This is a genomic window from Streptomyces sp. NPDC056231 (genome assembly GCF_048270745.1).
GTDB lineage: Bacteria > Actinomycetota > Actinomycetes > Streptomycetales > Streptomycetaceae > Streptomyces.
Genome location: NZ_JBLVKW010000087.1, coordinates 18,522 through 30,565 on the forward strand (window position 1 = coordinate 18,522; position 12,044 = coordinate 30,565).

A 12,044-nucleotide genomic window follows, 5' to 3' on the forward strand; every position below is an offset into this window, starting at 1 on the left:
TCTCCCGGGGTTTTTTGGCGGGGGCCGTCCCTGTGTTCTCTTCCCCCCACCCAACCTGCCCGGGCCGCCCGGGGGGGCGGCCCCCCCCCCCCCCCCCCCACGGGACCCGGAGTCCCTCTCCTTCCCCGATTCTGTTCGTCCATTCTTGGGAGCGCTCCCGCATGACCGCCGTACGACCCGACATCGCCCCGCAGCGGGCATCCGAGGCAACGGACTTCCCTGCCGGTTTCGTCTGGGGGGCGGCCACCGCCGCCTACCAGGTCGAGGGTGCCGCCGCCGAGGGCGGCCGCACCCCTTCCATCTGGGACACCTTCAGCCGCACACCGGGCAAGGTCCGCAACGGTGACACCGGTGACATCGCCGCCGACCACTACCACCGCTACCGCGACGACGTGCAGCTGATGAAGCAACTGGGGCTGAAGGCCTACCGTTTCTCCATCTCCTGGTCCCGGGTGCAGCCCACCGGCCGGGGCCCCGCCGTCGAGCGCGGCCTGGACTTCTACCGCAGGCTCGTCGACGAGCTGCTCGAAGCCGGCATCACTCCCGTCGCGACGCTCTACCACTGGGACCTTCCCCAGGAGCTGGAGGACGCGGGCGGCTGGCCGCAGCGGGTGACCGCCGAGCGTTTCACCGACTACGCCGCCATCATGGCCGGCGCCCTCGGTGACCGCGTCGGCATGTGGACCACGTTCAACGAGCCGTGGTGCTCGGCCTTCCTCGGTTACGGCTCCGGTGTGCACGCTCCCGGCCGCACCGAGGCCGTGTCCGCGCTGCGGGCGGCCCACCACCTCAACCTCGCCCACGGCCGGGCGATCGAGGTGCTGCGTGGTCGACTTCCCGCCGGCGCGCAGACCTCGGTCACCCTCAATCTCCACCAGGTCCGCCCGCTGACCGACAGCGCGGCCGACGTGGACGCCGCCCGTCGGATCGACGCGGTGGGCAACCGGGTGTTCACCGGGCCGATGCTGCGCGGCGAGTACCCCGAGGATCTGATCGCCGACACCGCTCACCTCGTCGACTGGTCGCAGTTGGTCCACGACGGGGACCTGGCCGCGATCTCCCGCCCCGTCGACGTCCTGGGCGTCAACTACTACACGCCGACGCTGGTTTCCACGCCTGCCGAGGGCGCCGGCGACTCGCGCAACGACGGCCACGGCGCCAGCGACTACTCCCCGTGGCCCGGCTCCGAACATGTCGCCTTCCACCTCCCCGAGGGGAAGCCGCGGACCGCGATGAACTGGTCGATCGACCCCGACGGCCTGTACAACCTGCTGATGGACGTCGCCCGTGACCACCCCGGGCTGCCGCTGATGGTCACCGAGAACGGCGCGGCCTTCGACGACTACGTCTCTCCTGAGGGCCGGGTCGAGGACCCCGAGCGGATCGAATATCTGCGTGGCCATCTCGACGCCGTGCGGCGTGCCGTCGCCGACGGTGCGGACGTCCGCGGCTACTTCCTGTGGTCGCTGATGGACAACTTCGAGTGGGCGTACGGATACTCCAAGCGGTTCGGTGCGGTGTACGTGGACTACGCGTCCCAGCGCAGGATCCCCAAGGCCAGCGCTCACTGGTACGCGGAGGTGATCCGCCGCCACGCGCTTCCCCCGGTCGACGCGCCCTGACCAGTGCCCCTCCTGGCAATAGAGGATCCCTGAGACCCGGCCCTGTGCCGGGTCTCAGCCGTTTCCCTCCGGCAGTTGCGTCTCCGGGCCCTCCACGCTGCGAGGTCCTTGACCGCGCGCATAGAGTGGGAGCGCTCCCAAAAGGATGCTGCGGTGCGGGCGGCCGGCCCGGCGGGGTGTCGAGGGATCCCACATCGGGACTTGGTTCGGTTATCCGACTGTGAGAAATTGACCGCGAAACGGGAGGCGGCCATGACGGTAGCGCGAGTACGGAGCGGTGGGCGGCCCACGCTCGAAGAAGTCGCGGCACGAGCGGGCGTGGGGCGCGGCACCGCCTCGCGGGTCATCAATGGTTCACCGCGGGTCAGCGCGCACACCCGTGAGGCGGTGGAGGCTGCGGTCGCCGAGCTGGGTTACGTGCCCAATCGCGCGGCCCGCGCCCTGGCCGGGAACCGCATGGACGCCATCGCCCTCGTCGTGCCCGAGTCGGAGAGCCGCTTCTTCGCCGAGCCGTACTTCTCCGACATCGTGCGGGGTGTCGGCGCGGCCCTCGCCGACACCGACATGCAGCTGCTGCTCACCCTGGCGGGCAGCGACCGCGAGCGCCGGCGGCTGGCCCAGTATCTGACCGCGCACCGCGTCGACGGTGTGCTGCTGGTCTCCGTGCACGCCGACGACCCGCTGCCCGATCTGCTGGAGCAGCTCGGGATGCCGGCCGTGATGAGCGGCCGCAGATCAGCCTCGGAACCGCTCGCCGCGGTCGACTCGGACAACTTCGAGGGTGCCCGCAGCGCCGTCGACCATCTGATCTCCCGGGGCCGCCGGTCCATTGCCACGATCACCGGACACCTTGATGTGTACGGTGCGCAGCGGCGCCTCGATGGCTACCGCGAGGCCGTCGCCTCGGCCGGTCTCGACCCGGACGAGCGGCTGATCGCCCCCGCCGACTTCACCGAGGAGGGCGGCGCCCGCGCCATGCGCGACCTGCTGGCCCGCCGGCCCGATGTCGACGCGGTCTTCGCCGCCTCCGACGTGATGGCCGCGGGCGCCCGTCAGGTGCTCCGAGAGGCGGGCCGGCGTATCCCGGACGATGTGGCGCTCGTCGGCTTCGACGACTCGGCCGTTGCCCGCCACATGGACCCCGCGCTCACCAGCGTGCGTCAGCCGATCGAGGAGATGGGCCGGGAGATGACCCGGCTGCTGCTCCAGGAGATCGCGGGCGAGGAACTGGAACGCCCGCAGATCGTGCTTCCCACCGAGCTGATCGTCCGCGACTCGTCGTGACGCCCGCCGCCGGACGGATGCCGGAGTGACGACCGTCACCAGGCCCCCCGGTGAGGGGGCTCGCGCCGGGCGGCCTGGGGCGGCTCGTCGCTGTCGGCCGGAGCGGCTGTCCGGTCGGGCTGGTCGCACGCGTTCCGCTGGGGGACGTGCGCGACCGGCACCGGCTCATCGCAGGCCATCTGGTGCTGACCGCGGTGGGGTGCGCTGTGGTCGCGGCTTCACAGACGGTGCCGCTCGCGTCCGGCGGCGTCGGTGTGACGGAGCCGTGACTCCGTGATGCTCGCCGTGCGGGGACGACACGGCGCAGGAACGACAGCGGTGTTCCCGCGATGTTCCCAAGTTCCTGGACACGAAGAAGGCCTGACCTGTTTTCACAGGTCAGGCCTTCTTCATTCAGGGTGAGTAACGGGACTCGAACCCGCGACATCCTGGACCACAACCAGGTGCTCTACCATCTGAGCTATACCCACCGTGTCCGGTCTTTTCTGACCAGCCGAGAAAAAGTGTACAGGGTCCGAGGGGGTGCTCGCGCCCTCGTTGTTCAGCCGCTGATCCCGGACCTTGAATCGCCCGTGACCAGCGGCTTCCCGAGGTCCTACGACGGCGGCGCCGTCAGGCGTGTCGCGATGGCTTTGGCCTGCTCCGAGTCCGGCCCGGGCTGCGGTACGAAGATCGCCTCCCGGTAGTACCGCAGCTCCGTGATGGAGTCACGGATGTCCGCGAGCGCCCGGTGGTTGCCGTTCTTCTCCGGACTGTTGAAGTACGCCCTCGGGTACCAGCGGCGGGCCAGCTCCTTGACCGAGGACACATCGACGATCCGGTAGTGCAGGTAGGTCTCCAGGGCCGCCATGTCCCGGGCCAGGAATCCCCGGTCGGTACTGACCGAGTTCCCGCAGAGCGGCGCCTTGCCCGGCTCCTTCACGTGCTCGCGCACATAGGCCAGCACCTGGGCCTCGGCGTCGACGAGCGTGGTGCCGTCGGCCAGCTCATCGAGGAGGCCCGAAGCGGTGTGCATCTGCCGCACCACCTCGGGCATCGTCTCCAGGGCCCTGTCCGGCGGGCGGATCACGATGTCCACCCCTTCGCCGAGCACGTTCAACTCCGAGTCGGTGACCAGTGCGGCCACCTCGATGAGTGCGTCTTCCGTCAACGAGAGCCCGGTCATCTCGCAGTCGATCCACACCATGCGATCGTTCATACGTCCCACCCTACGGGGCGCTGCGCTGCCCCGGCAGGGTCGGGCGCCCGCTGGCGTATGCGTCGGAGCCCGGCTTCCCGTGCTCCGGCTGCTCCGGCCCGGGCGCCGTGACGGCTGCGGCCGGAGGGCCCGACGGGGTCGCCGGCAGGCCGGACCTCCGGCTCGCGGACGTGCCCTGTGCGGGCACGACCGTCTCGATCGCCGTCGCCACCGGTTCCATGGGTCCGCCCTGCGGACGGCGAGCCCGGTACGCGGCCCGGTACGCGGCGGGGGAGGAGCCCAGCTGGCGCCGGAAGTGTCCGCGCAACGCGACCGGCGAGCGGAAGCCGCAGCGGCCCGCGACCTCGTCGACCGAGTAGTCGGACGTCTCCAGCAGCCGCTGCGCCTGCAGCACGCGCTGGGTGATCAGCCACTGGAGCGGTGCGCTGCCGGTCAGCGAACGGAACCTCCGGTCGAAGGTCCGCCTGCTCATGTAGGCGCGCGCGGCGAGCGTCTCCACGTCGAACTGCTCGTGGAGGTGCTCCAGCGCCCAGGCCACGACCTCGGCGAGCGGGTCGGAGCCGATCTCTTCGGGTAAAGACCTGTCGAGGTAGCGCTCCTGACCGCCACTGCGCCGCGGGGGCACGACGAGCCGCCGGGCCAGTGCCCCGGCGGCCTCGGTTCCGTGGTCCGTGCGGACTATGTGCAGACAGAGATCGATTCCTGCCGCTGTCCCGGCGGAGGTGAGCACATCGCCGTCGTCGACGAACAGCTCGCGCGGATCGACGTGGACCGACGGGTAGCGCTTGGCCAGCGTCGGCGCGTACATCCAGTGCGTGGTAGCGGGACGGCCGTCCAGCAGCCCCGCGGCGGCGAGCACGAACGCGCCGGTGCACAGCCCGACGATGCGGGCCCCTTCCTCATGGGCGCGGCGCAGCGCGTCCAGCGCCTCGGTGGGCGGTGGCGAGGTGATCGAACGCCAGGCGGGCACCACGACGGTGCCTGCCCTGCTGATCGCCTCCAGCCCGTAGGGCGCGGTGAGTTCGAGGCCGCCGGTGGTGCGCAGCGGCCCCTCCTCCCCGCCGCAGACGAGAAGTCGGTAGCGCGGAACGCCCGCGTCCTGGCGGTCGATCCCGAAGACGGAGAGCGGGATGGAGCTCTCGAAGATGGGGCCGCCGCTGAACAGCAGGACGGCGACGACTTCGCGACGTCGTCGTCCGCCGAGCTTTCGTACAGCCTCCGTTGCGGCGGCGGAGTCCTGGCTCATGACGCTAAGCCCCCCTCGGTGTTCGCGTCTTCCTGGTCCTTACGGGCCTGTCGCTCCTGCACATTTCCCCTCGGTCTTGCACGAGTCCCCAGTCTTCGGCACCCAAGATCGAATCTACTGCGTTTCGTGGTGCCGTCGTGACAAGTTGACCAACCGGCGCTATGTCGACATGGCCGCTTGGCGGGAAGCATTCGATCACGAAGCGTTCCACCCCCGGGCCGTGCAGGGAAGTGCGCCTCCCGTTCGTGGCCCGTCCCTATCGGGTGGAAGCGTACCGCGTGGTCTCTTCTTGCCTGGTGGCAAGGGGGTTGATCGGCCAATTCACCAAGGAATCGACAGGGGTGAGAAGTTGGCTGAAAACATACGGTTGGGTGTGCCGGATTCGGTCGTTCGACCGGCGCGCGACCCCCTCCGTGCGACTGCTCCTGTGCGCCCCTCGGTCCGGTGGGCGGCCGCGCGTTCGGACCGGCGGAGCAGGATGCGGCCGGCGGTGGTGGCGCCCTACGGGACCGGGAGCGAGGGCTCCGGCATCGCCACGGATGTGCGGTGCGCCACGAGGGCGGCCGGTTCGGGCGGGCGTCTGAACCTCGCCCGGCGGACCACGCCGGTCGCGGACCGGGCGGCGGTGGTGACGGGCGCGGTCGGTCGGGGCGGGTGCGGGTGCGGCGCCGCGCCCCGGGGCGGCGCGGTGATGCGAGCGGTGGGCATCCCGCGGGTGGTGACTCTGTGGTGTGACGCGGTTGCCGTCGGGTGGCCGCCGCGGCCGGTCGCCCGGCGCCGGCCCCGGTGTACCGCGCAGCCGGCATTGCCATCTGCGGCTGCCTCGGGCATGCTCCGTGGAACGTCGCACGCGCTTTGCGGGGGTCTGGGCAGTGGAGGAGTGGCGCCGTACCCTTGGGGGTAAGGGGTTGGGAAGATGATTCCCGGACACCACAACACTGCCCGCTGATACACCTTCCCCAAGCCGCTCTCCCCACGAGGACTCTCTTCGCCGAGACACCGATGGCCGGTCACGAAATCCCCGAACCCGCGGACCGCAAGCAGGTAGCCGACCCATCGTCGGACCCCCTGGCGGTCGAAGAACCACGTCACTCCTGCGATCCCGCCTTCCGGCATGGGGTCGTGGTCGGCTTCGACGGCTCCACGTCCAGTGAGCGAGCCCTCGCCTATGCCATCGGGATGGCCCGAAGATCAGGTTCCGGTCTGATCATCGTCCATGTCGCCAATCGGCTTCCGACCACGGTCTGGGCAGGCTGCGAGCCGCCCGTCTTCGTCGATGTGCCCGATCACCGCACCGAGGTCCTCGGTCTGGAGCTCGCTTGTGCGGACTACCTCTCCGAGGTGCCGTGGGTGCTCGTCGAGCGAGGCGGCGACATCTGTCACGAGCTGGAGGAGGTCGGCCGGGAGTACTCGGCCGACGCGATCGTCGTCGGCTCCACGCACGGCATCGTCGGCCGGATCTTCGGCTCGGTGGCGGGGCGGCTGGCGCGGCGCGCCCAGCGCCCGGTCGTGGTCATTCCCTGAGGGCTGATCCACCAGGGGTTACGGACAGTCCCTGGCCTCTTTCTTCCTGACGCGGGGGGCGTCCTGGCTCGATGGCCGACGTGGCGTCAACTCGCCCTCGAAAACAGGCAATCTACTCGCCCGTAAAGGTGAATTGTGCGCTTGTGAAGGGTACATAAGGGTCACTGGGAAACAGCACCACTGCCTTTGAAGGGAGCCCGCCGTGGACAATGACGTCTCTGCGGGAAGCAGCAGCACCTCCACCCTCGGCCATCTCGCCCTGGGACTCACCCTGTTGGCGTTCGGTATCGGTCACACCCGGGTCATCGACGGGGTGACGGCGGCCGACGCCGTCTCGCTCGCACTGTATGTCGGCGGTATCGCCCTGTTCGTCGCCGGACTGCTGGAGTTCCGCGGCGGCAGCGCCTTCACCGGCACGTCCTTCGTCGGGCTCGGCGCCTTCTGGTTCACCTGGGGCACCGGTGCCGATGCCCATGTCTCCGGTCATGCGGCGGGGCTGTTCCTGCTGCTCTGGGCGCTGTTCGCGCTGAGTCTCACCCTCGGGGCGGCCGGCGGCGGTCTGCTCGCGCAAGGGACGTACGCACTGCTCTTCCTGGGGCTTCTGCTCCTGGGCGTCGGGCAGTTCGCCGGCAGTGACGGGCTCGGCAAGGTCGGCGGCTGGCTGGCCGCGGTGGCCGGTCTCGCCGCCTGGTACGGAGCGACGGCGGCGCTGGCCAAGTGGCCGACGGCGCTGCCGGGGCGTGCTGCCGGCCGGGGTGTGACGGCCGCCGGCTGAGGCAGTCACCGGCCGGTGCGACCTGGGGCGGCACCGGCCAACGGGAGAGCGGCCCCGCACCTTTCGTGACGTGGTGCGGGGCCGCTCTTCTGCCGTACGGGTGGCGGGGGCTACTCGACGGTGACGGACTTCGCGAGGTTCCGCGGCTTGTCGATGTCGCGGCCCATGGCCAGCGCCGTGTGGTACGCGAAGAGCTGGAGCGGGATGCCCATCAGGATCGGGTCCAGCTCGTTCTCGTTCTTCGGCACCACGATGGTGTGGTCGGCCTTCTCCTGGACCTGGTGAGCGACGGCGAGGATCCGGCCGCTGCGGGCCTTGATCTCCTCCATCGCGGCGCGGTTCTTCTCCAGCAGGTCGTCGTCCGGTACGATCGCGACGGTCGGCATCGCGGGCTCGATCAGGGCCAGCGGGCCGTGCTTCAGCTCGGACGCCGGGTAGGCCTCGGCGTGGATGTACGAGACCTCCTTGAGCTTCAGCGAGGCCTCACGGGCGACGGGGTAGCCGCGCACCCGGCCGATGAACATCATCGACTTGGCGTCCGCGTACTCCGCGGCCAGCTTCTTGATCTCGTCCTCGTTCTCGAGGATCTCGGCGATCTGCGCGGGCAGCTTGCGCAGCCCCTCGATGATCCGCTTGCCGTCGGCGACCGACAGGTCGCGGATGCGGCCCAGGTGCAGGGCGAGCAGCGCGAACGCGACCACCGTGTTGGTGAAGCACTTGGTGGAGACGACGCAGACCTCGGGGCCGGCGTGGACGTACGTACCGCCGTCGGCCTCCCGGGCGATCGCCGAGCCGACCACGTTGACCACACCGAGGACCCGTGCGCCCTTGCGCTTGAGCTCCTGGACGGCGGCCAGCACGTCGTAGGTCTCACCGGACTGGGAGACCGCGACGTACAGGGTGTCGGGGTCGACGACCGGGTTGCGGTAGCGGAACTCGGAGGCGGGCTCGGCGTCCGCGGGGATGCGGGCCAGCTCCTCGATGAGCTGGGCGCCGATCTGGCCCGCGTGGTACGAGGTGCCGCAGCCCAGGATCTTGATCCGGCGGACCCCGCGCGCCTCACGGGCGTCCAGGTTGAGACCGCCCAGGTGCACGGTGGAGAACCGGTCGTCGATGCGGCCGCGCAGCACCCGGTCGACGGCGTCGGCCTGCTCGGAGATCTCCTTGTGCATGTACGTGTCGTGGCCGCCCATGTCGTACGACTCGGCCTCCCACTCCACGGTGGTCGGCGTGGCCGTCGTGGACGAGCCCTCCGTCGTGTACGTACGGAAGTCGTCGGCCTTGAGGGTGGCCATCTCGCCGTCGTCGAGGGTGACGACCTGACGGGTGTGGGCGACCAGCGCGGCGACGTCGGAGGCGACGAACATCTCCTTCTCGCCGATGCCGAGGACGACCGGGGAGCCGTTGCGCGCGACGACGATGCGGTCGTTGAAGTCGGCGTGCATGACGGCGATGCCGTACGTGCCCTCGACCGAGCGAAGCGCCTCGCGGACCTTCTCCTCCAGGGTGTCCGCCTGCGCACGGGCGATCAGGTGGACCAGCACCTCGGTGTCGGTCTCGGAGAGGAAGACGATGCCGTCGGCGACGAGCTTCGCACGGAGCTCGGAGGCGTTGTCGATGATGCCGTTGTGGACGACGGCGACCTTGTTCTCGGCGTCCAGGTGCGGGTGGGCGTTCTCGTCGCTCGGGGCGCCGTGGGTGGCCCAGCGGGTGTGGGCGATGCCGGTGGTGCCGGTGAAACGCTTGGGGACGCGGGCCTCCAGCTCGCGGACCCGGCCCTTCGCCTTGACCATCTTCAGCGTGGCGGGCTTTCCGGCCGCTGCCTTGCCGGTGATGACGATGCCCGCGGAGTCGTACCCCCGGTACTCCAGCCGCTGCAGCCCCTCCAGCAGCAGCGGTGCCACATCACGCTTCCCGATGTATCCGACGATTCCGCACATAGAGTCTCTGCCCCTCCATCGATGTCGTTGCGGTGCCTGGCGCTCAGCCGTAGACGATGCGGCGCAGCTGGCGGAGCGAGAGCTCCGGCGGTGCGACCGCCCGGTGCGGCAGCTCGGCCGAGATGCGTTCGAAGATCTCCGTGTTCACCAGGCCGCCGGACTGCAGTTCGCGGTGGCGGCGGCGGACGAAGTCGTCGGTCGTCTCGTCGAAGTACGCCAGCACGTCGAGGATCACCCGGGCGGCTTCGCCGCGCTGGAGCGTGGTGGAGCGCACCAGGTGATCGATGAGGTCGTCGTGCGACGAGCGGCGTTCAGGCACTCGTCGATATTGCGGTGAATGGAGCCTCAACGCAACAATTCTGCCCGATATCGGGCAGGGGTGAGCGTGATCACGCTCTCCTTCGCGCCCGGGTCGGGGTCAGAACCGCCCGGGAGTCGCTCGGAGGCGCTTCGGCGCGGACGGCGATCTCACCCGGCTCCTCGCATGCCGCGATTCCGGCGGACGCAGAAAGGGGAAGTGGTCTACACCTTGACCACGCGTGAGGCGCACGATACGCATGGTGATGGTTCGTTGCTCAGGAGATCCACAGGTGTGAACCCGTCGAAAGGGACCGGCTTGTGAGACTGCACAGGAAACAGCGCACCGCACTTCCCCGTCTGCTCGGCTCGCTGCTGCTCGTCACTGCGGCCGGAATCTCCAGTGTCGGCGCGGCTCCGGGAGATGCCGCAGCGCACAGCGGCCAGGCCCCCGCCGCCGCGCCCCGCCCGCTCGGGCAGATCGTGCCCGCCCCCGCGGAGGTGAAGGCGGGCGGGTCCCCGTACACCATCACCGCGGGAACGAAGATCCGCGTCGACGACGACTCCGGCGAGGCCCGGAGGATCGGCAACTACCTGGCGCGCGTGCTGCGCCCCTCCACCGGGTACGCCCTGCCGGTCACCGACCGCGGCGGCGGTGACGGCATCCGGCTCCGGCTCGGCTCCGACGACAGCGAGCTGGGCGCGGAGGGCTACACGCTGAAGTCGAGCCACGGATCCGTCACCATCACCGCGCGCGGCCCGGCGGGCCTCTTCCACGGCGTCCAGACGCTCCGGCAGCTGCTCCCGGCGGACGTGGAGAAGAACAGCCTCCAGGAGGGGCCGTGGCAGGTCGCGGGCGGCACGGTCACGGACGCGCCGCGCTACGCGTACCGCAGTGCGATGCTCGATGTCTCCCGGCACTTCTTCTCCGTCACCGAGGTCAAGCGCTACATCGACCAGCTCGCCCTCTACAAGATGAACAAGCTCCATCTGCATCTCTCCGACGACCAGGGCTGGCGCATCGCCATCGACTCCTGGCCGCGGCTGGCCACGTACGGCGGGCAGACCGAGGTCGGCGGGGGAGTCGGCGGCTACTACACCAAGAGCGACTACAAGGAGATCGTCCGGTACGCCTCCTCCCGCTACCTGGAGGTCGTCCCGGAGATCGACCTGCCGGGCCACACCAATGCGGCCCTCGCCTCGTACGCCGAGCTGAACTGCAACGGGGTCGCACCGCCGCTCTACACCGGCACGAGCGTCGGTTTCAGCTCGCTGTGCGTGCCGAAGGCGATCACGTACACGTTCGTGGACGACGTGGTCCGTGAGCTGGCCGCGCTGACGCCGGGCAAGTACCTCCACATCGGCGGCGACGAGGCGCACTCCACCAGCCACGACGACTACGTGACGTTCATGAACAGGGCACAGGCCATCGTCGGCACCTACGGCAAGACCGTGGTCGGCTGGCATCAGCTGACCGGGGCCACGCCCGTCGCGGGCGCGGTCGCCCAGTACTGGGGTTACGACCGGACGGGCGCCGCCGAGCGCAAGCAGGTGGCGGACGCCGCGAAGAACGGCACGCAGCTGGTGCTGTCTCCTGCCGACCGCACGTACCTCGACATGAAATACAACAAGGAAACCAAGCTGGGCCTGGCCTGGGCCGGCTATGTCGAGGTGCAGCGTTCGTACGACTGGAACCCGGCGACGTACCTCGAAGGCGCCCCGGAGGACTCGATCCTCGGGGTCGAGGCGCCGATCTGGTCGGAGACGGTGACGAACAGCGACGAGGTCGAGCAGATGGCGTTCCCGCGGCTGCCGGGCGTTGCGGAGCTGGGCTGGTCGCCGGCGTCCACGCATGACTGGGACGCCTACAAGGTGCGCCTCGCGGCGCAGGGGCCGAGGTTCTCGGCGCTGGGGATCGACTACTACAGGTCGGCGCAGGTGCCGTGGCCTGAGCAGTGAGGTGACCGGGCGTCCTGCTGACGCTCTGTCCCCTCCGACACGCCCACCCCCGTCAGCCGCCGGCTGCGCAGCCAGGACAGCTGCTCGTCGAGCCGCTCGGGGGAGACCGTGATGCCGTAAGGATCGTCGCTGGGGTCCGTCACCGAGTGGTACGTGAGGATCCACGGCTGACGGCGGGTGTGCGGGCGGAGCCGGGACG

Annotated in this window: 10 protein-coding genes, 1 tRNA gene and 1 pseudogene; 6 read left to right on the plus strand and 6 right to left on the minus strand. The window is 70.0% G+C overall.

The window, feature by feature from the left end:
- Window positions 1-161: 161 nt before the first annotated feature.
- The 3 genes from ACNPQM_RS37430 (at window position 162) to ACNPQM_RS37440 (ending at window position 3,175) form a co-directional block, all read left to right on the plus strand.
- Complete coding sequence (locus tag ACNPQM_RS37430; protein WP_418087449.1) at window positions 162-1,622, plus strand: GH1 family beta-glucosidase; 1,461 nt, start codon at window positions 162-164, stop codon at window positions 1,620-1,622.
- Window positions 1,623-1,874: 252 nt separating this feature from the next.
- Entirely contained in the window at window positions 1,875-2,906 is a 1,032-nt protein-coding gene (locus tag ACNPQM_RS37435) for a LacI family DNA-binding transcriptional regulator (protein WP_418087450.1), read from the plus strand.
- A gap of 50 nt (window positions 2,907-2,956) precedes the next feature.
- Window positions 2,957-3,175: a hypothetical protein gene (locus ACNPQM_RS37440; RefSeq protein ID WP_418087451.1), complete on the plus strand. Its 219-nt coding sequence runs from the start codon at window positions 2,957-2,959 to the stop codon at window positions 3,173-3,175.
- 128 nt (window positions 3,176-3,303) lie between these two features.
- On the opposite strand, the gene ACNPQM_RS37445 is transcribed toward ACNPQM_RS37440, so the two are convergent.
- The 3 genes from ACNPQM_RS37445 to ACNPQM_RS37455 form a co-directional block, all read right to left on the minus strand.
- Window positions 3,304-3,376, minus strand: a tRNA-His gene (locus tag ACNPQM_RS37445).
- 125 nt (window positions 3,377-3,501) lie between these two features.
- Window positions 3,502-4,104 (minus strand): oligoribonuclease, encoded by a 603-nt coding sequence (orn, locus tag ACNPQM_RS37450; RefSeq protein WP_358862475.1) that lies wholly within the window; start codon window positions 4,102-4,104, stop codon window positions 3,502-3,504.
- 10 nt (window positions 4,105-4,114) lie between these two features.
- Entirely contained in the window at window positions 4,115-5,350 is a 1,236-nt protein-coding gene (locus tag ACNPQM_RS37455; RefSeq protein ID WP_358862476.1) for a helix-turn-helix domain-containing protein, read from the minus strand.
- Window positions 5,351-6,352: 1,002 nt separating this feature from the next.
- Here ACNPQM_RS37455 and ACNPQM_RS37460 point away from each other — a divergent pair.
- Complete coding sequence (locus ACNPQM_RS37460) at window positions 6,353-6,874, plus strand: universal stress protein (RefSeq protein ID WP_358862478.1); 522 nt, start codon at window positions 6,353-6,355, stop codon at window positions 6,872-6,874.
- Window positions 6,875-7,076: 202 nt separating this feature from the next.
- Window positions 7,077-7,649: an acetate uptake transporter gene (locus tag ACNPQM_RS37465; protein WP_358860729.1), complete on the plus strand. Its 573-nt coding sequence runs from the start codon at window positions 7,077-7,079 to the stop codon at window positions 7,647-7,649.
- Window positions 7,650-7,759: 110 nt separating this feature from the next.
- On the opposite strand, the gene glmS is transcribed toward ACNPQM_RS37465, so the two are convergent.
- Both glmS and ACNPQM_RS37475 read right to left on the minus strand, forming a co-directional pair.
- Window positions 7,760-9,589 (minus strand): glutamine--fructose-6-phosphate transaminase (isomerizing), encoded by a 1,830-nt coding sequence (glmS, locus tag ACNPQM_RS37470; protein WP_418087452.1) that lies wholly within the window; start codon window positions 9,587-9,589, stop codon window positions 7,760-7,762.
- 43 nt (window positions 9,590-9,632) lie between these two features.
- Window positions 9,633-9,908 (minus strand): hypothetical protein, encoded by a 276-nt coding sequence (locus ACNPQM_RS37475; RefSeq protein ID WP_358860728.1) that lies wholly within the window; start codon window positions 9,906-9,908, stop codon window positions 9,633-9,635.
- A gap of 299 nt (window positions 9,909-10,207) precedes the next feature.
- Between ACNPQM_RS37475 and ACNPQM_RS37480 the strand changes: the two genes are divergently transcribed.
- On the plus strand, window positions 10,208-11,845 hold the full coding sequence (locus ACNPQM_RS37480) for a beta-N-acetylhexosaminidase (RefSeq protein WP_418087453.1): 1,638 nt from the start codon (window positions 10,208-10,210) through the stop codon (window positions 11,843-11,845).
- A 32-nt stretch (window positions 11,846-11,877) separates the two neighbouring features.
- Here ACNPQM_RS37480 and ACNPQM_RS37485 read toward each other — a convergent pair.
- A pseudogene (locus ACNPQM_RS37485) lies at window positions 11,878-12,044 on the minus strand (polysaccharide deacetylase family protein); the annotation flags it as partial.

Coding starts and splice junctions, on each gene's coding strand:
- ACNPQM_RS37430 (WP_418087449.1), top strand. CDS start 162: ATGACCGCCGTACGACCCGACATCGCCCCGCAGCGGGCATCCGAGGCA.
- ACNPQM_RS37435 (WP_418087450.1), top strand. CDS start 1,875: ATGACGGTAGCGCGAGTACGGAGCGGTGGGCGGCCCACGCTCGAAGAA.
- orn (WP_358862475.1), bottom strand. CDS start 4,104: ATGAACGATCGCATGGTGTGGATCGACTGCGAGATGACCGGGCTCTCG.
- ACNPQM_RS37455 (WP_358862476.1), bottom strand. CDS start 5,350: ATGAGCCAGGACTCCGCCGCCGCAACGGAGGCTGTACGAAAGCTCGGC.
- ACNPQM_RS37460 (WP_358862478.1), top strand. CDS start 6,353: ATGGCCGGTCACGAAATCCCCGAACCCGCGGACCGCAAGCAGGTAGCC.
- glmS (WP_418087452.1), bottom strand. CDS start 9,589: ATGTGCGGAATCGTCGGATACATCGGGAAGCGTGATGTGGCACCGCTG.